The sequence below is a fragment of the Methanocaldococcus sp. FS406-22 genome, from assembly GCF_000025525.1.
In the GTDB taxonomy this organism is placed as follows: Archaea; AGJL01; Methanococci; order Methanococcales; family Methanocaldococcaceae; genus Methanocaldococcus.
Genome location: NC_013887.1, coordinates 1,289,133 through 1,308,545, shown reverse-complemented (window position 1 = coordinate 1,308,545; position 19,413 = coordinate 1,289,133). Strand labels below are relative to the sequence as shown.

The 19,413-nt window shown below is 34.6% G+C and carries 24 protein-coding genes and 2 tRNA genes; 18 read left to right on the top strand and 8 right to left on the bottom strand.

What is annotated here, in order from left to right; all coding sequences use genetic code 11:
- On the bottom strand, nucleotides 1–363 hold the full coding sequence (locus tag MFS40622_RS06630; RefSeq protein WP_012980910.1) for a cysteine-rich small domain-containing protein: 363 nt from the start codon (nucleotides 361–363) through the stop codon (nucleotides 1–3).
- A gap of 72 nt (nucleotides 364–435) precedes the next feature.
- Here MFS40622_RS06630 and mptB point away from each other — a divergent pair, with 72 nt between their 5' ends.
- Nucleotides 436–1,185, top strand: coding sequence for a dihydroneopterin 2',3'-cyclic phosphate phosphodiesterase (gene mptB / locus MFS40622_RS06625; RefSeq protein WP_012980909.1), 750 nt, complete (start codon nucleotides 436–438; stop codon nucleotides 1,183–1,185).
- 50 nt (nucleotides 1,186–1,235) lie between these two features.
- On the opposite strand, the gene MFS40622_RS06620 is transcribed toward mptB, so the two are convergent.
- A tRNA-Thr gene (locus MFS40622_RS06620) sits at nucleotides 1,236–1,312 on the bottom strand.
- Nucleotides 1,313–1,412: 100 nt separating this feature from the next.
- On the opposite strand from MFS40622_RS06620, the gene MFS40622_RS06615 reads away from it, so the two are divergent.
- Nucleotides 1,413–1,488, top strand: a tRNA-Gln gene (locus MFS40622_RS06615).
- A 50-nt stretch (nucleotides 1,489–1,538) separates the two neighbouring features.
- Nucleotides 1,539–2,201, top strand: a complete 663-nt coding sequence (locus tag MFS40622_RS06610) for a DUF166 family protein (protein ID WP_012980908.1) — start codon at nucleotides 1,539–1,541, stop codon at nucleotides 2,199–2,201.
- Here MFS40622_RS06610 and priS read toward each other — a convergent pair whose 3' ends face one another.
- Entirely contained in the window at nucleotides 2,202–3,245 is a 1,044-nt protein-coding gene (gene priS, locus MFS40622_RS06605) for a DNA primase catalytic subunit PriS (protein ID WP_012980907.1), read from the bottom strand.
- A gap of 83 nt (nucleotides 3,246–3,328) precedes the next feature.
- Between priS and mfnF the strand changes: the two genes are divergently transcribed.
- Entirely contained in the window at nucleotides 3,329–4,312 is a 984-nt protein-coding gene (mfnF, locus tag MFS40622_RS06600; RefSeq protein WP_012980906.1) for a (4-{4-[2-(gamma-L-glutamylamino)ethyl]phenoxymethyl}furan-2-yl)methanamine synthase, read from the top strand.
- A gap of 19 nt (nucleotides 4,313–4,331) precedes the next feature.
- Here mfnF and mmp10 read toward each other — a convergent pair whose 3' ends face one another.
- Nucleotides 4,332–5,579, bottom strand: a complete 1,248-nt coding sequence (gene mmp10, locus MFS40622_RS06595; protein ID WP_012980905.1) for a methyl coenzyme M reductase-arginine methyltransferase Mmp10 — start codon at nucleotides 5,577–5,579, stop codon at nucleotides 4,332–4,334.
- Between the two features lie 230 nt (nucleotides 5,580–5,809).
- On the opposite strand from mmp10, the gene mcrB reads away from it, so the two are divergent.
- From mcrB to MFS40622_RS06525, 14 genes are all read left to right on the top strand, one after another.
- Nucleotides 5,810–7,144 (top strand): coenzyme-B sulfoethylthiotransferase subunit beta, encoded by a 1,335-nt coding sequence (gene mcrB, locus MFS40622_RS06590; protein WP_012980904.1) that lies wholly within the window; start codon nucleotides 5,810–5,812, stop codon nucleotides 7,142–7,144.
- A gap of 17 nt (nucleotides 7,145–7,161) precedes the next feature.
- A complete protein-coding gene (gene mcrD, locus MFS40622_RS06585) occupies nucleotides 7,162–7,650 on the top strand; it encodes a methyl-coenzyme M reductase operon protein D (RefSeq protein ID WP_012980903.1) in 489 nt (162 codons plus the stop codon).
- A gap of 1 nt (nucleotide 7,651) precedes the next feature.
- Nucleotides 7,652–8,254 carry a methyl-coenzyme M reductase I operon protein C gene (mcrC, locus tag MFS40622_RS06580; RefSeq protein WP_012980902.1) on the top strand — a complete coding sequence of 201 codons (603 nt, stop codon included), beginning with the start codon at nucleotides 7,652–7,654 and terminating at the stop codon, nucleotides 8,252–8,254.
- A gap of 9 nt (nucleotides 8,255–8,263) precedes the next feature.
- A complete protein-coding gene (gene mcrG, locus MFS40622_RS06575) occupies nucleotides 8,264–9,046 on the top strand; it encodes a coenzyme-B sulfoethylthiotransferase subunit gamma (protein ID WP_012980901.1) in 783 nt (260 codons plus the stop codon).
- 130 nt (nucleotides 9,047–9,176) lie between these two features.
- Nucleotides 9,177–10,838 carry a coenzyme-B sulfoethylthiotransferase subunit alpha gene (mcrA, locus tag MFS40622_RS06570; protein ID WP_012980900.1) on the top strand — a complete coding sequence of 554 codons (1,662 nt, stop codon included), beginning with the start codon at nucleotides 9,177–9,179 and terminating at the stop codon, nucleotides 10,836–10,838.
- Between the two features lie 210 nt (nucleotides 10,839–11,048).
- The gene (mtrE, locus tag MFS40622_RS06565) at nucleotides 11,049–11,951 is read left to right on the top strand and encodes a tetrahydromethanopterin S-methyltransferase subunit E (RefSeq protein WP_012980899.1); all 903 of its coding nucleotides are present in this window, start codon (nucleotides 11,049–11,051) and stop codon (nucleotides 11,949–11,951) included.
- 12 nt (nucleotides 11,952–11,963) lie between these two features.
- Nucleotides 11,964–12,656: a tetrahydromethanopterin S-methyltransferase subunit D gene (gene mtrD / locus MFS40622_RS06560; RefSeq protein ID WP_012980898.1), complete on the top strand. Its 693-nt coding sequence runs from the start codon at nucleotides 11,964–11,966 to the stop codon at nucleotides 12,654–12,656.
- Between the two features lie 19 nt (nucleotides 12,657–12,675).
- Nucleotides 12,676–13,470, top strand: a complete 795-nt coding sequence (gene mtrC / locus MFS40622_RS06555) for a tetrahydromethanopterin S-methyltransferase subunit MtrC (RefSeq protein ID WP_012980897.1) — start codon at nucleotides 12,676–12,678, stop codon at nucleotides 13,468–13,470.
- A 9-nt stretch (nucleotides 13,471–13,479) separates the two neighbouring features.
- Nucleotides 13,480–13,791 carry a tetrahydromethanopterin S-methyltransferase subunit B gene (locus MFS40622_RS06550; RefSeq protein WP_012980896.1) on the top strand — a complete coding sequence of 104 codons (312 nt, stop codon included), beginning with the start codon at nucleotides 13,480–13,482 and terminating at the stop codon, nucleotides 13,789–13,791.
- A gap of 23 nt (nucleotides 13,792–13,814) precedes the next feature.
- Nucleotides 13,815–14,540: a tetrahydromethanopterin S-methyltransferase subunit A gene (mtrA, locus tag MFS40622_RS06545; RefSeq protein ID WP_012980895.1), complete on the top strand. Its 726-nt coding sequence runs from the start codon at nucleotides 13,815–13,817 to the stop codon at nucleotides 14,538–14,540.
- A 24-nt stretch (nucleotides 14,541–14,564) separates the two neighbouring features.
- Entirely contained in the window at nucleotides 14,565–14,771 is a 207-nt protein-coding gene (locus MFS40622_RS06540; RefSeq protein WP_012980894.1) for a tetrahydromethanopterin S-methyltransferase subunit F, read from the top strand.
- A gap of 5 nt (nucleotides 14,772–14,776) precedes the next feature.
- Nucleotides 14,777–15,028, top strand: a complete 252-nt coding sequence (gene mtrG, locus MFS40622_RS06535; protein WP_012980893.1) for a tetrahydromethanopterin S-methyltransferase subunit MtrG — start codon at nucleotides 14,777–14,779, stop codon at nucleotides 15,026–15,028.
- Between the two features lie 11 nt (nucleotides 15,029–15,039).
- Nucleotides 15,040–15,999, top strand: coding sequence for a tetrahydromethanopterin S-methyltransferase subunit H (gene mtrH / locus MFS40622_RS06530; protein ID WP_012980892.1), 960 nt, complete (start codon nucleotides 15,040–15,042; stop codon nucleotides 15,997–15,999).
- 388 nt (nucleotides 16,000–16,387) lie between these two features.
- Nucleotides 16,388–17,077, top strand: a complete 690-nt coding sequence (locus MFS40622_RS06525; protein ID WP_012980891.1) for a V4R domain-containing protein — start codon at nucleotides 16,388–16,390, stop codon at nucleotides 17,075–17,077.
- A gap of 13 nt (nucleotides 17,078–17,090) precedes the next feature.
- Here the strand turns inward: MFS40622_RS06525 and MFS40622_RS06520 are convergent, their stop codons facing one another.
- The 4 genes from MFS40622_RS06520 to MFS40622_RS06505 are packed head-to-tail and all read right to left on the bottom strand — an operon-like array spanning nucleotide 17,091 to nucleotide 19,400.
- Nucleotides 17,091–17,618 (bottom strand): DUF2096 domain-containing protein, encoded by a 528-nt coding sequence (locus MFS40622_RS06520; RefSeq protein ID WP_012980890.1) that lies wholly within the window; start codon nucleotides 17,616–17,618, stop codon nucleotides 17,091–17,093.
- The gene (locus MFS40622_RS06515; RefSeq protein WP_012980889.1) at nucleotides 17,615–17,917 is read right to left on the bottom strand and encodes a DUF749 domain-containing protein; all 303 of its coding nucleotides are present in this window, start codon (nucleotides 17,915–17,917) and stop codon (nucleotides 17,615–17,617) included. Before MFS40622_RS06515 ends, MFS40622_RS06520 begins: the two co-directional genes overlap by 4 nt.
- 24 nt (nucleotides 17,918–17,941) lie before the next feature.
- A complete protein-coding gene (locus MFS40622_RS06510) occupies nucleotides 17,942–18,427 on the bottom strand; it encodes a DUF2118 family protein (RefSeq protein WP_012980888.1) in 486 nt (161 codons plus the stop codon).
- Nucleotides 18,428–18,446: 19 nt separating this feature from the next.
- The gene (locus tag MFS40622_RS06505; RefSeq protein ID WP_012980887.1) at nucleotides 18,447–19,400 is read right to left on the bottom strand and encodes a polyprenyl synthetase family protein; all 954 of its coding nucleotides are present in this window, start codon (nucleotides 19,398–19,400) and stop codon (nucleotides 18,447–18,449) included.
- Between the last annotated feature and the right edge of the window lie 13 nt (nucleotides 19,401–19,413).

Genomic DNA, 19,413 nt, shown 5'->3' with positions numbered 1-19,413 from the left:
TCACCTATTTGGGGGATATTTTTCTTTAACTTTCTCCTTTATTTTCAACATTAACTCATGATTATCTAAGAGTTTTAGAGCTTCGTCTATACTTTTATCTTTGGTTAAATTTAAAATTTCCCTCAATATTTCAGTTGCAACATCCTCCCTATGAATCCAAAAGCACTTCACACAACTCCAGATTTTTGTTCCATCTTTTCTTTCAACATACTCTCCTAATTCTTCATCTTCACATGGGTAGAATGGGCAGTAACACCATAAGCAAACTTGCCCATCAAAGTGACAAGGATAATAGGGACAATTTCTGTTAGCTCCACAAACTTCCAAAACCTTCTTTAGATGGTTTTTAGCTAATTCTATCATTACACAACACCTTTAAATAGCTTAAATATTATTTTTACTTTTAGATGTATTTAAAAGTTTAGGGGGATTGAAATGGAGAGGTTGATAAAACTTGCAGAGCAAATAAAGGATGAAGAGTTAAGAAAAAAGGTTATTGAATTTTTAAAAAATCCTAAGGCAACACATCCAGGGATTGTAGATACTGGAATTAGTGTTGAAGAAGCTCCAGCAAGTATAAATTGGCATCATAGATATGAAGGTGGCTTAATAGAGCATACAATATCAGTAACAAAGATGGCTTTAAAGATGGCTGATGTTTTGGAGGAGGTTTATGGCGTTGAGGTTAATAGGGATTATATAATCGCTGGAGCTCTATTACATGATATAATGAAACCCTACAACTATATAAGAAAAGAAGACGGCACTTTTGACCACTATGATATGTTTAACTTAGACCATCTAACATTAGCTGTTGCTGAGCTCTACAAAAGAGATTTTCCAATTGAGGTTATAAAGATAGTTGCCTCTCATCATGGAGACCATTCTCCAACAAGACCAAACTCTATAGAGGCATATATAGTTCATTACGCTGATGAGGCAGATTCAAAGATTAACGATGTTGCTGTGAGAGTTTGTCAGGCAAGAAGTAGAGATTTGGGAGTTTCTGAACAAGAGATATATAAAGCAGTTAATCCTTTGAAGGTTTATGAAGTTAGAAGTAGAGAAGGAAAAATGAAAACTATAGAATTTTTAAAAGATATTTTAAAATCTATTGGAATAATTTCTGAAGATGAGAAAAAAGAGGAAAGTAATGAAAGTTTAGAGAATAAGGAATCTAATTAAAACTAATTTATATATTTAATTTTATTGATATAATATTCCAAAATAAAAAATGGAGCCTCGGGCGGGGTTTGAACCCGCGACCTCCTGCTTACCAAGCAGGCGCTCCGCCAGGCTGAGCTACCGAGGCACCTTAGCATAGTTAAATTACTATCACTTATATATAAACATTACGCCGAAAAGTATATATACCCCTTCTTAGTATTTACTAAATTGCTTACGTTTGATGTAGCCCGGTGGTGTAGTGGCCTATCATCCGGGGCTTTGGACCCCGGGACCGCGGTTCGAATCCGCGCCGGGCTACCATTTTTATTTTTAGCAGAATATATTTATTAATTTAAATATACGGTGAAAGTGTGAAGGTTGCTATTTTAACCGATGGAGCTTATGGAGACAGAGCTTATAAAACAATCAAATCAAAATTTCCATGTGATTTTATAATTGTTAAATATTATGGAGATTTTGATGAGATAACAATAAGCAAAGATACAACTGAAAAATTAAAAGATTATGATTTATTCATAACTTACACCTTAAACCCTGACTTAACTTATGAACTTATTAGAAATATAAAAGAACTTAATGATAAAGCTTTTGTTCTTGTTGGAGCTTGGAAAGGAGAGGGATTTAAAAAACAGTTAGAGAGTTTTGGAAATGCTTTTTGTCCATATTTAATGTGTGATATTGACGAAGATGAGCTAAAATATTATCTAAATAACTATCCTCAATTGAGAGAATTTCTAAAATATTTTGGAAGGCCAAAAGTGAAATTATTTATTAAGAATAACAAAATTGAGAAAATTGATGTTTTAAGAGAAGCTCCATGTGGTTCAACTTCTGAAACATTAAAAGAATTTATTGGGAGAGAGTTTGATGATAAAGTGTTAATAGATATTGGGTTGAGGGTTCAACACTTTTGTAGGGCTGGAAAAATAAGGTTGTTTGTAGAGAAAGAAGGAAAGAAAACAAAGGCAGGAAAAATTTTAGTTAAAGGCATTGAAGTAATTCATCTCCCATGATTATTGAAGTAATTCAAATTTAATATTGTGCCCAAATAAATATAACAAAGCGGAGCCAGTAATTTTTTTGCTTTTATTGTTATATTTTTTTCCACAAATTTCGATTTCGAATTTTCTATCATCAAATATATTAACTTCATACACCTTATTTTCAAACTCTTTAAATATGGCATCTTTTAATGGGTTGAATCTCTTTAACTCATCTAAACCATTTAGTGGCTTAACGACAAAGCCAGTATAACCGTGTAGAGAATTTATAACCCTCAAAAGCCTTATGTCATCGTCCATAACCTTTTCATCCAATTCAAGTTTATTTTTAGTTTTTTCGATAATATTGTAGATTTTATCCTTATTTTTTCTTTTTTCAATTATTTTTTTCCAATTTTTTTCTTTTTCAAACTGTTTTATTCCAATTCCAGCTTTTTTAAACTCTTTTATCAGTCTTCTTCTCCAACCACTTCCGACCGATTCTAAATACAAATTTTTTCCCATTATATAGTCCATTAAAAACCTTCTATCTTCCTTTGAGAACTTTTCAATAATATCTCTAATGTTTTCATCCTTTGGTTTTATATAGATGTGATAGCCCCTATTTCCACTAAATACAATCTTTAAATCTTCTTCATTTAAACCAAAGTCAGGAATTAAAAATTCTTCAATTAAATAAATAGCTTGATTTTTTGCCTCCTCTAAGCAATTTTTACAAATCCAATCTTCATCGTGCTTACATTTTTTTGTTTTATGCACATCTATATCAAACGCTAATTCTCTTCTAAATATACCTTTTTTAGCCGCTCCACCTGATTTGTTTGGGTAAAGCATATAAGCTAAAGATTTGTAAAAGTGCATTGGTGCGTTTTTTAGTACCCAATCTTTATATTCTCCCTCATTTTTAAAAGAAAGGTTTCTATTATCAACTTTTTTTAAATAACCATATCCAAATTCCCTATATTCAATACCTTCAGGGATTTCAAGAATATTGTTTTTTATTGCGAAGTTATAATATTCTCTATACAATTTTTGAACCTCAACAAAAGTATTCATATATCTATCCCTCAACTTTTAGTATTGGCTTAGGAATTAACAATAATTATTTGGAGAGTTATAAAATTTTTCACGGTGATACAATGATTTTGGGAATAGATATTGGTGGGGCTAATACAAAAATCACAGAGATTGAAGGAGAAAATTATAAAATCCATCATATCTATTTTCCTATGTGGAAGAAAAAAGATGAATTAGAAGATTTATTAAAAAACTACAATAATGATGTTGATTATGTTGCCTTAGTTATGACTGCTGAGTTAGCTGACTGCTACAAAACAAAAAAAGAAGGAGTTGAGGATATAATAAATAAAGTTGAAAAATCCTTTGACTGTCCAATATATGTGTTTGATGTTAATGGAAACTTTTTGACATCAGAAGAAGCTAAGAAAAACTATTTAGATGTTTCAGCATCAAATTGGATGGCTACTGCCAAATTTGTTTCAGAGTTTATAAAAGATAGCTGTATTTTGGTTGATATGGGTTCTACAACCACAGATATAATTCCAATAAAAAATAAGAATATTCTATCTGAAAAAACAGATTTGGATAGATTAATGAATAATCAGTTAGTTTATGTTGGAACTTTAAGAACTCCTGTTACTTTTTTAACTAACAAAATAATGTTTAGAGGGAAATTAACAAATTTATCCTCAGAATACTTTGCCATTACAGCGGATATTTCTTTAATTCTAAATAAAATTGCAGAAGAAGATTATACCTGTGATACTCCAGATGGAGCTGGAAAGGATAGAGATTCATGCTTAACAAGATTAGCAAGAGTTTTATGTGCTGATAGAGAAATGGTTAGTGATAATGAGCTAATAGATTTTGTTAATAGGCTTTATAATAAGCTGTTAGAATTAATTAGAGAAAATGTTGATGCTATTGCAAAAAGATACAATTTAAATGATGTAGTTATTACTGGTTTGGGAGAAGAAATTTTAAAAGATGCTTTAGATGGCTATAATATAATATCAATAAAAGAAACCTATGGTAAGGATGTTTCTTTAGCAACTCCAAGCTTTGCTGTAGCTAAATTATTGCAAAAACAATTAAATGAGTAAAATAATATTTAATAATATTTTATTGTTTTTTCATTCCAAAGAAATTAATCATGCCAATTAATTCTTCAAATGCTTCAATTTCAAATTTTAATGCTTCTTCTTTTGTATAGATTCCACTAACCTCTCCATCTAATGTTAATTGCTCAACTCCTCTAACAACTATTCTATCTACTCCATCCCTTCGTAAAATCTCTTCAGCAACCCTATCATGCACAAAAGCCTTTGGTGGGATAAAGACAGTTTCTTTAACATCCTTTAAATCCAATTTTTCTAAATCTTTAGCTGTTATTAAATCGGCAATATCCTTATCAACTTTAACAACATTTACAGATGTTTCATCAAAAATCTTTTTTAAAAATGGATATGCTACATTTCCAGTAATTATTGTTGCCTCTCCATTTATTTTATCTTTTAATCTCTCTAAAATACCTTTATTTTCTTCTTTAGCTAATGCAAATGGGGTTCCAGCTACTGGGTCGTGTAAAGGAGTGCCAGTAACCCTAATATAATCCCCAAACTCATTATGGATTTCATCAACAATATTTTTAAATTCCTCAATTGTATGTGTTCTCAAACCTTCAATTAAGGGAGCATTTCCTAAAATTAATCCCTGTTCTTCACTATTTGCAAATCTCATTAATATAACTGCCTTAGCCCCCCAATCAACTAAATCAGAAACTGTCTTCTTTAATTCTTCACCATCATTAACCCCTGGAATAACAATTATTGCACAATGAACCTCACAATGCTCACAAAAATATCTTAGGCATTTTAAAGCAGTTTCAGCATTTTTATCATTCATCCATTCCTTTCTAAGCTTTGGATTTGTTGAAAAAACTGAGAATGTAACTTCATCAACTCCATAATCAACCAAGTTTTTTGCAATCCCCTCTTTGTTAAATCCTTTTCCTGATGTATAGCCAAGATGTATTTTTAAACCTATATTGCTTATAGCTTTGCATAACTCTTCTAATTGAGGATAACAGCTAACATCTCCACCAGCAGTTAAATTAACTTTGCTGTATCTTTTAAAGAGCAAACTACTTTGAAGTTCCATCAATGCAAATGGTAAAGGGATAAAATCACCATTAATCTCTCTAACTGAATAAGTGCAGTAATCACAGCCCACTGTAAATTGGCAATATCTACATCCAAATGGTTGAGGATTTTGTTTATCAACTTTTCTAAAATAACAGAACTTGCAAAAGCCATTGCAGTTGATTCCTGGCTCTCCTCTTAAATCTATTAATAGATTAGCCTCTTTCATGATTTCACACTATAACAAATATTTTTAATAAAAAATTTCAAAGAGAAAATTTTATAATGGATTTTCTCACCAAAAATTATTGGAGTTTATATCAATTTTAAATTTAAAAGTTTGCTTGTAGATTCCAAATCCATCTACTATATAAATGTTACGATTTCGTTCAAATGAAAAACTGGATATATATAAACTGCGAATAACTAATATCGAACCAATATGTGGGAGTGATTCCTATGGTAAAGTACAAAGACACAATAAACTTGTATGATGAAAAAGGTAAATTAGTAGAAGAAAACGTTCCTTTAGAAGCTATCAGTCCATTACACAACCCAACAATCCAGATGTTAGTTAAAGATGTTAAGAGGACAGTAGCAGTTAACTTAGCAGGAATAGAAAACGCTTTAAGGACTGGGCAAGTTGGTGGAAAAGGTTGCATGATTAAAGGAAGAGAGTTAGATTTGCCAATTGTTGAAAATGCTGAAACAATTGCTGAATATGTTGAAAAAGTTGTTAGAGTCTCAGAAGATGACGACACATCCATCAAATTAATTAACGATGGAAAACAGATGGCTGTTCAAATTCCATCAAAGAGATTAGATGTTGCAGCAGAGTATTCAGTTTCTGTTTTAGTCACAGCTCAGGCATTAAAAGAGGCCATAATTAGAACATTCGATGTTGACATGTTCGACGCTCCAATGGTTCATGCAGCTGTTGTTGGTGGTTACCCACACGAAGTTACAATGAAAGGTTCAAACATCGCTGCTTTATTAGGTAGCCCATTATCATTAGAAGGTCCAGGTTATGCGTTAAGAAATATCATGGCAAACCACTTCGCTGCATGTACAAAGAAAAATGTTATGAACGCAGTTGCATTCGCTTCAATTATGGAACAAACAGCTATGTTCGAAATGGGAGATGCTGTAGGATTGTTTGAAAGATTACACTTGTTAGGTTTAGCTTACCAAGGATTAAACGCAGACAACTTAGTAATTGACTTAGTAAAAGCAAACGGTAAGAATGGAACTGTTGGTACAGTAGTAGCTTCAGTTGTTGAGAGAGCTTTAGAAGATGGAATTATTAAGGAAGACAAAACACTACCTTCAGGATTCACAATGTACAAACCAGTTGATGTTGCTAAGTGGAACGCTTATGCAGCTGCAGGTTTAGTTGCAGCTGTCATTGTAAACTGTGGAGCTGCAAGAGCAGCACAAAATGTTGCATCAACAATTTTATACTACAACGACATCTTAGAATACGAAACTGGATTACCAGGAGTTGACTTCGGTAGATGTGAAGGTACAGCAGTTGGATTCTCATTCTTCAGTCACTCAATCTACGGAGGAGGAGGGCCTGGAATCTTCAACGGAAACCACATCGTTACAAGACACTCAAAAGGATTTGCTATTCCACCAGTTGCAGCTGCAATGTGTTTAGACGCTGGAACACAGATGTTCTCACCAGAGAGAACATCAGCATTAGTTGGAACTGTCTTCAGTGCAATTGATGAGTTCAGAGAACCATTGAAGTATGTCATAAAAGGAGCATTAGAAGTTAAAGACAAAATCTAAATTTTAAGTGATTGTTTATGGTTGAGGTCGAAATCTTTCCACACAGGTATTTGAAAGCCTCTACAACTGAAAAATTTCTTAACAAAATCTATGATTTAAAGACCGTGGAGAGAGTTGTAATCCACGGTCAGCCTCTTCCTAAAGTTATCACTTATGGACCAGCAAGAGGTTTGCCAGTGAATCATACAGAGAGAAAGATAATAAATGTTAAAGGAGTTCCAGTAGAGTTAACAGTGATGGCAGGGAGGTTTTGGATAACCCTTAGCAATGACAGTGAGTTGGACAAGTTAGATGCTATATGCAAAGAAATGTTTCCATTTGGCTATGACTTAAGAGTTGGAAAATTCCTAAAGGATAGACCAACAGTTACTGACTATATTAAATATGGTGAAGATGGGGTCTTTCTAATAAATGAAATGGATAGAAGATTGATAGGAATGGTCGACCCAAGAAGTAGAATGGCAAACTCCGTTACAGTTGTGGAAAAAGAAGAAAAAGAGGAATAGTATGCCAGTAGGGAGAAGAGAGCAAATAGTGGATTGTAGGTCAGTGATGGGTTTAGGAGAGGGGGGAGGATTAGCACAGAGAGGGACATTTGCAGAGGCATTAAAAAATGATGTAGTAGTTGTAGCGATGTCACCAGGGAGGAGGCATATAACAAAACCTGTCTGTGAGATAACTTATGGGATAAGAGAGGCAGGGATTCAAACAAGCGTTTTAGTTTTAAATGCTGGTTCGGGAATTCCACATGACGCTCCAAGAGGAGCATTAGGTTCAACCTTTGGTATAAAGCCAGAAGAAGCAGAGCAAATAAATAGACATAAGCTCTGCGTTGTTCATTTCGGAAATGTTATCAGCCATATTGTCTATAAGGCAGGACTTCTCTTAAAGTATGTAAAAATTCCAACAATTATTGTTTGCCAAGCTCCCGTAGATATGGAAGATCTTGCTAAATATGGAATAAAGACAAGAGATGTTATGCCTTTAGAACCTAAAACTGAAGGGACAGTTGTTGATATTGTAACCGGGGTGATTAGAGGAGAATCCTGTCCTCAAACTAAAATTGATGAAATAATAAGAAAAATAAAACTTCACTTAAACCTAAATTGAGGTGATTGTATGGCATACAAGCCACAGTTCTACCCAGGTCAAACAAAAATTGCTCAAAATAGAAGAGACCACATGAACCCAGATGTTCAGTTAGAAAAGTTGAGAGACATTCCAGATGATGATGTTGTTAAAATAATGGGTCACAGACAACCAGGAGAAGATTACAAAACAGTTCACCCTCCATTAGAAGAGATGGACTTACCAGAAGACTATGTTAGAGACTTAGTTGAGCCAATTAACGGAGCTAAAGAAGGGCACAGAATTAGATACATTCAGTTCGCTGATTCAATGTACTTTGCTCCAGCTCAACCATACGACAGAGCAAGAACATACATGTGGAGATTTAGAGGAGTAGATACAGGTACATTATCAGGAAGACAAGTTATTGAGATGAGAGAGAGTGACTTAGAAGCATTGTCAAAGAACTTCTTAATTGATACAGCATTCTTTGACCCAGCAAGAATTGGTATCAGAGGAGCTACTGTCCACGGACACTCATTAAGATTGGACGAAAACGGTTTAATGTTCGATGCCCTCCAGAGATATGTCTATGATGAGAAAACAGGACACGTTTTATACGTTAAAGATCAGGTTGGAAGACCATTAGATGAGCCAGTAGATGTTGGAGAACCATTACCAGAAGAAAAATTGAAAGAAATTACAACAATCTACAGAATTGATGGAGTTCCAATGAGAGAGGATGAAGAGCTATTAACAGTCGTTAAGAGAATCCACAGAGCAAGAACATTAGGAGGATTCTTGCCAGTTGAAGATGTCTTCGAGAAACTCTAAGCTTTGGGCTTTGCCCATTAGCTCTTCCACTTTCTCATGGATAATCAAGAATATAAGCTTTGAAGTAAAATTAAACAATAAAAAAACAATAAAATAAAAAATAATAAAATTCCTCACAGAGGTGAGCCCGATGGATGCTGAAAAAAGATTATTCTTAAAGGCATTAAAGGAGAAGTTTGAAGAAGATCCAAGAGAGAAATACACTAAGTTCTACGTCTTTGGTGGATGGAGACAGTCAGCAAGAAAGAGAGAATTTGTTGAGGCAGCACAAAAATTAATTGAAAAGAGAGGAGGAATTCCATTCTACAACCCAGACATTGGGGTTCCATTAGGACAAAGAAAATTAATGCCTTATAAAGTTTCAAATACAGATGTAATTGTTGAAAGAGATGACTTACACTTCATGAACAACGCTGCAATGCAGCAGTTCTGGGATGACATAAGAAGAACAGTTATTGTTGGATTAGACACTGCTCATGCTGTCTTAGAGAAGAGGTTAGGGGTAGAGGTTACTCCAGAAACAATTAACGAATACATGGAAACAATTAACCACGCTCTCCCAGGAGGGGCAGTTGTTCAGGAGCACATGGTTGAGGTTCACCCAGCATTAGTCTGGGACTGTTACGCTAAGATATTCACTGGAGATGATGAATTAGCAGATGAGATTGACAAGAGATTCTTAATCGACATCAACAAGTTATTCCCAGAAGAGCAGGCAGAACAAATCAAGAAAGCAATTGGTAAAAGAACATACCAAGTTTCAAGAGTTCCAACATTAGTTGGTAGAGTCTGTGATGGAGGTACAATTGCAAGATGGAGTGCAATGCAGATTGGAATGTCATTCATTACAGCATACAAGCTCTGTGCTGGGGAAGCAGCAATTGCTGACTTCGCTTACGCTGCAAAGCACGCTGACGTTATACAAATGGCTTCATTCTTACCAGCAAGAAGAGCAAGAGGTCCAAACGAGCCAGGAGGTATATTCTTTGGAGTCTTAGCAGATATCGTCCAAACATCAAGAGTTTCAGATGACCCAGTTGAGCAGTCATTAGAGGTTGTCGCTTCAGGAGCTATGTTATATGACCAAATCTGGTTAGGAGGATACATGTCTGGAGGAGTTGGATTCACACAGTATGCTACAGCAACATATACAGATGACATCTTGGATGACTTCTCATACTACGGATATGACTATATAACTAAGAAATACGGAGGATGCAACAGCGTAAAACCAACAATGGATGTTGTTGAAGATATAGCTACTGAAGTTACCTTATACGGTTTAGAACAGTATGACAGCTTCCCAGCATTGTTAGAAGACCACTTCGGAGGTTCACAAAGAGCAGGGGTTACAGCAGCTGCAGCAGGTATTACAACAGCATTAGCTACAGGAAACTCAAACGCTGGACTTAACGGATGGTACTTAAGTCAAATCTTGCACAAAGAGTACCACAGCAGATTAGGATTCTATGGTTACGACTTGCAAGACCAGTGTGGAGCAGCTAACTCATTATCCTTTAGAAACGATGAAGGTTCACCATTAGAGTTGAGAGGACCTAACTATCCAAACTATGCAATGAACGTTGGTCACCAAGGAGAGTATGCTGGAATTACACAGGCAGCACACTCAGCTAGAGGAGATGCGTTTGCATTGAACCCATTAATTAAGGTTGCATTCGCAGATCCATCATTAGTCTTTGACTTCACACATCCAAGAAAAGAGTTTGCTAGAGGTGCTTTAAGAGAATTCGAACCAGCTGGAGAAAGAGACCCAATCATTCCAGCTCACTAACTTTAATCTTTAATTTTTTATTATGTTGATATTGTTAAGCATATTAAAACATATGTTTTAGAACATGATGTGTTAATTACATAAATTACATAAAAATAGTTTGTTCTAATTAAGTTAAATAGAGATTAAGAAAATTTTAGCTGAATCAAATAGAAAACCTTATATATTAACCTAATAAAACTAAGTCTTATGTAAAAATGAGGTGATAGGATGGATCCAACACTAATAGCCCTAGGGGCTTTAGCGTTGAGTGGAGCATTGGCAACAGTTGCAGGTTGTGCGGAAGATTTAGAATCAGATGTTGGTTCTCAGTCAAACCCAAACTCACAGGTTCAGTTAGCACCTCAGATGGGGAATATACACAGATACTTTAACAAAGCTATATCAGGGGAGCCAGTTTCCTACGGTTTGTATGTTGCAGTTGCAGGAACAGTTGCTTATGCCATTATGCAAATGGGATTAAACCCAATTTTAGCATTAATTTTAGGAGCAGGAGTTGCTGCCTTTGTTCATGGAGCTTATGCTATTTCAGCATACTTGGGTAGAATTGTCGGACAATCAAAAAACTTTGGACAACCTGTTTATTGGGATATTGTAATGAGTCACATTGGCCCAATTGTTGGACATGGTTTTATTGCTGTATTTTGTATGGTTTTAATGGCTTATTTAGCTAACACAATATTAGGAAATCCATTCCCATTGCCATTGATTGCATTGATCTTCGGTATTACTGTTGGGGCAATTGGTTCATCAACTGGAGACGTTCATTATGGTGCTGAAAGAGAGTATCAGAAATATCCATTTGGAGGAGGAGTTCCAGTTGCTAATCATGGGGACATTGATGTTAAGGCAGAGTATGGTTTAAGAAACGGAATGGATTCATCATACTTCTGTTCAAGATTGGGGGGAGTTTTAACTGGTTTATGTTTTGGTTTAATTGTATTCTTAGATGGATGGAGAGGTATTTTAGGAAATATACTACAAGGCGGAAATGTTACGACTGCTTCAGTAATTTCAATTGTTATTGGTTTGATAATTGTAGCTATTTTGGCTGTAGTAAATAGAAAAGTTGAAGTATTTGCAAGAAACAAATACGGACCATATACAAAATAAGGGTGATATTTTATGGATGCTGTAAGTTTAGCCATTCCATTGATTGAAATGACAATTGCAGGGGCAATAATTAACGCGAGCGTCCATTTTATTCCTGTGGGAGGAGCTCCTGCGGCAATGGCAACTTCAACTGGAGTTGGTACTGGTACAACCCAGTTAGCGGCAGGAGCAGGTTTCACTGGATTAATGGGAGCTGCAGTAATGGCGGCGACTGTAGGTTTATCTTTAACAGGCATTGCTTTGATTTTGGTATCTGGGGCTATAAGCTCAATGATTATGCTTGGAGTTACAATGTTGATTGGGCAATTAATTTATGTATTTGGAGTTGGAGTTGTTCCAGCTGCAGATAAGTGTGAAATTGACCCAATAACAAAGGATCCACAAAAACCTTATGTTACTCCAGGTACTACAGGGCATGGAGTTCCAACAGTTTGTTTTATTAGTGGTTTGATAGGAGCGGCATTGGGAGGAATTGGAGGGGCTTTGGCATATATTGCTATGTTGAAGTTGGGATTGAGTCCTGCACTTGCTGGAATGTTAGCAGTAGGGTTCTTCTTTATAAATGCAGTTCTTGCTTCGTATAACATTGGAGGTACTATTGAAGGTTTCCACGATCCAAAATTCAAGAAAATGCCAAATGGTGTTATTGCATCCACAGTAGCATCTTTGTTATTTGGAATTATTGCAGTAGCAATGGCATTATAAAAAAATTTTTGGTGATAATATGTCACATGGAGGAGGAGGTCATGCAACTGAGCTTTATCCTGAAAACCAGATATTTGCAGTTGGAGTAGTTTTGTCATTAGTAGGTATTTACTTAGCAAATTTCCTACCAGATAACTTGTCAATGTTAATTGGGGGTTTATTAGTTTCAGCAGCGTGTGTTGCAGGAGCAAACACTGTTAGAAAAGTAGCCGCTTATGGTCTTGGTACTGGGGTTCCATCAATTGGTATGATTAGTTTAGGTATGGGGACATTAGCTGCTGTAGCGGGAGTTTTAATTCCAAAGGCATTGGGAATTACCTATTTAGTGGCTCCTATATTGACATTAATTATTGCATTAGTTGTTGGATATATCGTAGGAAGATTAACAGTTAACCCGGTTGGGATGAAAATTCCTATCATGGTCAGAAGTATGACTTATTTATCAGTAGCAGGAGCAATGGCCCTATTAGGATTTACAACAGCTTATGTTGGAAGCCTAGAACCACAAGCATTTATTAATGGTGCTTTAAACACTGGAATTATGGCTTTGGCATTTATAACTGCAGGTATGGCTATATTACATCCTTTCAACGCATGTTTAGGACCAAATGAAAGTCATAGAAGAACATTAACATTAGCAGTTGCATGTGGTCTAATAACTTGGTTTGTTTTCTCTGTGGTTAAATTAGACATTATCTCCATGGTTGTTTCAATAATATTGTGGGCAATTGCGTATGTGAAGTTTGTTAAGATGTCATTCAAAGATGCATGTGCAGTATTACATGTTCCAGAAATTCCTAAGAAGGGAGAGTAAGGTGAGACAATGGCGACTTATGTATTTATTGACCAAAACATTCCGCTTGTTTATACTGTTGAGACAGGGGTTATTACAAAAGGATTTGGAGAGTTGTTATTTGTTGATGTATCTCCAATAGAAGAGCAAATAAAAAAATTAGAAACATTGGTTGAAGCTTATGAAAACTCTTTAGACCCAAGGCATGCTCCTCTTAACTCCTTCCCAAATAGAGATGGAGTTTATGTAATAGCAGGATATTTCAAGAGTGCATTCTTTGGATTTTGGATAACTTTGGGAGTGATGGCTTTGCTTGCAATAATATTGGGGGTAAAATTCTAAAATAACTTTTTACGGTGATATTTATGGCAAACAAAAAAGAACCTGCACCAGGATGGCCAATAGTCTCTGGTGAGTATGTTGTCGGTAATCCAGAAAGTTGTGTTGGAGTTGTAACTCTCGGTTCTCACGGTTTAGAGCAGGCTTGCATTGATGCTGGGGCAGCTATAGCAGGGCCTTGCCACACAGAAAACTTGGGTATTGAAAAGGTTGTAGCAAACTATATATCAAACCCAAACATTAGATTTATGATTCTTTGCGGTTCAGAGGTTCAGGGGCATATAACTGGACAGTGCTTTAAAGCATTATGGGAAAACGGTATTGATGATAGTGGTCAGATTATTGGAGCTAAAGGAGCTATACCATTCTTAGAGAATGTTAGTAAAGATGCTGTTGAGAGATTCCAAAGACAAATAGTTGAAGTTATTGATTTGATTGACTGTGAAGATGTTGGTAAAATAACACAGGCAATAAAAGAGTGTTTGAGTAAAGACCCTGGGGCTATTGATGAAGATCCATTTATAATTGAGTTAGAAGGAGGAAAAGGAGGAGGAGAAGAGGAAGAAGGAGTAATAAAACCAATAACTCCAGAAATGGCAATAATTGAAAGTAGAATAAGATTGATTGGAAATGAAATGTGCTATAATGGATTGTTGGCAAAGTGGCAGGCAGGTTATTACAATGGTAAAATCCAAGGAATTGCTACAGGTCTGTTCATAATGCTATTAATTATGGGAATTTTAATGTTTTAAAATTTAAGTTTTTAGGGTGGGAGAATGGGTGTTGAGATATCTAACAAACCAAATGTATCATCAATAGAAAGTTATGTTGAGGATTTAGAATACAAAGTTGGCTTAATAACAAGAAACAGAGGTTTGGAAAGTGGAGTTGAATCTGCTGGAACAAAAGGATTAATAATTGGAGCAGTTTCTGCTCTGGTTTTGGTGGGTATTCCATTAGCTATTTATTTATTAATGAGGTGAGTTAGATGGCAGAGGATGAAAAGTTACCACAAGTGATAATGGATCCTGCTGATTATGAGGCATTAAAAAAGAGATTGGATGAGTTGGAGCAAAAAATAGAAAACACAAATGCTGAACTCTTCCAATTAGCTGGAAAGAAAGTTGGAAGAGATATTGGAATATTGTATGGTTTAGTTATAGGGATAATACTCTCTTACATACTTCCAGCATTAATAAAAATCATTCAAATATTAAGCTTAAAAATAACAATTAAGTGAGGTGGAAGGTTATGTTTAAGTTTGACAGAGAGCAGATGGTCGTTGAAATTGCGGGGAGAAAAATTGGAGGTCAGCCAGGGGAGTATCCAACAGCTTTAGCAGGGACTATATTCTATGCAAGACACAAGATTGTTGAAGACGAGAGAAAAGGTATTTTTGACAAAGCGGCAGCAGAGGATTTAATTAACAAACAGGCAGAGATGGAAGATATAACTGGAAATCCAGCATTGGTTCAGGTCTTTGGAGGAACCCCAGAGGCGTTAGTTAATTATATTGACTTTGTTGCTGAGGTTTGGGACGGTCCAATGTTATTGGACTCTACATCAGGAGAAGCAAGAATGGCTGCTGCAAAGAGAGCAACAGAGGCAGGTTATGCTAAACAGTGTATTTACAACTCTATCAACGTTTCTATTGATGAGCAAGAATATCAAGTTTTAGTTGAAAGTGACTTAGAGGCATCTATAGTTTTATGTTTCGACCCAATGGATCCAACAGTTGAAGGAAAAATAAATGTCTTAACAAATGGTGGGAAAACAGCAGATAAGGGAATGTTAGAACTCGCTGAAAAAGCAGGTATTAAGTATCCTTTAATCGATACAGCAGTAACACCATTGGGTAATGGTGCAGGAGCTGCTGTTAGAGCGTCATTCGCTGTTAAGGCACTGTTTGGATACCCAGTAGGAAGTGGTATTCACAACATTCCATCAGCATGGGACTGGTTAAGAGAGTTTAGAAAACAGTTAAGAGAAGCTGGAGAAAAAGAAAAAGCAAAAGACATCCACCATGTTTGTGATATTGGGGCAAACTTAGTCCAAGTTATGGCATCAGGAGACTTTGTCCTTTATGGACCAATTGACAACGCATATATGACATTCCCAGCAGTAGCTATGGTTGATGCAATTATTGCAGAGGCAGCAAAAGAGTTAGGAATCGAACCAGTAGATAACCATCCATTCAAGAAATTATTATAAAAAATTTTTGAAATTTTTGATAGATAACTTTTTATTTTTTATTTTAGTTTGCATTTGACAGTTTTTTGGTGTCAAAATTCCCACAATTTGATTGGAGGTTCTATGTTAGTAATCATTTTTTGAGAAGTAGCTTTTACAATGAACTTAAATATATGTTATCTTATGATATACTTTTTTATAGAAAAATTGAAAAATTATTTATAATGCTTCTAACAAATTAAATTTTGGATAGTATAATATTTATGATATTATTGAATGTAGTAGGGATTATGGCTAAAATCTAATATAATAGTTTTTGTGGGGCAGTTATATTTTTGTAAATAGTGTTGGAATAATTTTTATTTTACTTGTGGGGGGATTGTAGAGAATAGATATATGTGTGGTTTAAATGACAAATGCGATGAAGATTATTGAAATGTTGAGGATTATTGACAACAGAGCGAAATTTATGGGTATTAAATTAACTATGATGAAAAATTTATTGGAAAAATACAAAGACAATAAGGAATTACTAAAAGAAGTTTTGAAATTAACAGAAGGAACACGACTTCATGAACTTATATTGGAAGCATATCCTCCTTTAGAAGAGTTAAAAAAAGAAATTATGGAAGAAGAATATGATATTAAACTAACTTCTGAAAGTGGGGAGGGGAAAGAGAAAAAAGAATTCTGTACTTTTGAGGGTCCAGTGTCTCTTATCACCTATATAAAAGAATATTTAAGGAAATATTATTTAGGAAATAATGTAAAAAGGATTTTTTATGATATTGGCAAAGATTACGCGATTAGATTGGGAATTAACACATATGACGATATGATTAAGTTTATGAAAAAAGATTTTGGGGAAGTGATTATTGAAAAATCTGAACCTTTAACGATTGTAGTTAAAGATAATAAGGAATGTAAAAACTGTAAGGCATCGGAGCCAGTATGCTATTTAACGGCGGGATTTATAGCTGGCTGTTTAGAAAATATGGCTAATAGGGCATACATTGTAGAAGTTACAGAAGAAAAATGTCAGGCTATTGGAGACCCGTATTGTGTATTTATTGCAAAAAAATCAATAAGATTGGACTGATTCTTTTTTATGTTTAATCTTCTTTCCACATAATTGCAAAGTCCTTTAAAGCTTTTTTTACCCTATCTATATTTCCTTCAATAATTACTTTATCTTTCTCGTCACTGTATTCAAATATAACTCCGTGCCACTCTCCTAAGTCACTTAATCTTTCAATCTGTATCTCTCTCTGCAACTTCACCCTTATTGCTTCTACTTTCCCTCTTTTTTTGACTTCCTTATTATAGTTACTTTTACTTATTGGGAATTTAGCGTTAATCTCTCCCCTAATGGCTTTTATCATCTTATTTAAGTATTTTTCAGATAACTCAGGGTCACATAAGCTAAATAATTGAGATTGGACATAATTTAGTTCTCTTTCAACATTTGTCAATATATTTATGGATGTATGAGGGTCTAAAATGTAATAAGAAAGGAGAGCATTAGCTAATCTAAGCTTTTCAAAAACAATTTCAGGAACTTTAACCCCCCTATTAACCAATTCAGCTGATAACTCAGCCAATACAACCCACTGCTTATCTAAGTTTCTTGCATCCTTCATTCCCTTAACCTCTCAATGTATCTTTTTAGAACTTGCTCACTATCATAATTAATTCTAACATTCATCTTCTTAAACTCTTCCTTCAACTCTTCTATATCTGTGTCTTTATCTATAAAAAATACTTGGTAGCTTGTTGTAGAATTTATATTAAAGATTGCTACTTTATCCTCATCATTTAACTCTCTCTTATCAATAGCAGCTCTAACTTTAACAAAGTTTTCCATTTCGCTATTTAATGCCTCTTTAACAGTTAATATTGATATTAGAGTAGCGACAAATTCCATTTTGTCGTTATCCATAATATCCCTCAAACTAATTATAAGTTACTCTTCCTCAAATTTAATTTCTTCTTCTGGTAATATATAGAATACATAATTTTCTCTCTTTGCTGGAACCTCTTTTAAAAACAACACAATCCCATTAACTGGAGTATTGACAAACCTTATATCTCCCTTCCTGCTCTGCAAAGCAGCTACTCTATGTCCTTCCAAAATTCTACAGCCAAAATCTACAATTGGATAAACTTTGTAACCTTCAGCAGGGATTTCTAATAATCTTGTTCCTTTTTTGATGTAAGTTAATTGCTTAACTCCTCCCACTTCATATTCGATAAGTATATCTCTTGTTACTTGTCCCATCAATACATAGTTATCAAAATCATCGTATATGACTTGATATAAAACCTTTCCATCTCCTTCATATTTTTCATCTTTGTCTAAAAATCTTATAACTTTCCCATCATTTTCAATAACTACTTTCCTATCTTCATGTTTTTCTGCATTTTCAACGTACAATCTTGGAATTCTCATATATATCACCCAATAAAAATTAATAAACTCTACTCATTATAAAATCAGCTAAATCTTCTAAGACTTTCCTCCTATCTTTATCAAATATTTTTAAATATTCTTTAGCTTCTTCTGTCTTTTGTTTCATGAGTTCTTTGGCATATTCAATTGATGGTTTCAATATCTCAATTGCCTCTTTAATCTCTTTATCTCCAATATCTTTATTTCCTAAAATTTCTAATAATCTTTTCTTTTTCTCTTCATCTAATGTTTTTAGGGCATGAATAACAATTATGGTTTTCTTTCCTTCCCTTATATCGCTCCCAACTGGCTTACCCAACTTTTTCTGGTCTCCAATTAAATCTAAGACATCATCCTGTATTTGGAAAGTTAGCCCAATTCTTTTTGCATACTCTTTTAATGCCTCCCTCTCCTCCTCATTACAATCAGCCATCACTGCCCCAATCTCTACAGAAGCCTCTAATAAAGCTCCTGTCTTTTTTCTAATCATCTCTAAGTATTCTTCCATTGTAGGGTAGTAGTTTTCAAATTCCATATCCATTGCCTGCCCTTCACAGACTTCAACACACGCTTTTGATAAAATTTTTAAAACTTCATGAGCCTTTTTATTATCTTTTATTCTTGAAACTGCCTCAAAAGCTTTAGCGTATAACAAATCTCCAGCTAAGATAGCCATTGGTTCTCCATAAACTACATGGACTGTTGGTTTTCCTCTCCTTTCATCGTCGTTGTCCATTATATCATCATGTATTAAGGTGTAGTTGTGAATTAACTCCACTGCTGCAGCTGCTGGTAAAACCTCTCTAATATTATCTTTCTTTAACATATAAGTTACAACAGTTAAATATGGTCTGATTCTCTTTCCACCTGCAAATAAAAGATGTTTTGATGCATTATATAATTTATCATTCTTATCTACATAAGTTTTTAATTCTTCATCTATTTTTTGTAAAATATTTTTATCAAAGAGCATAATTACACCCCCT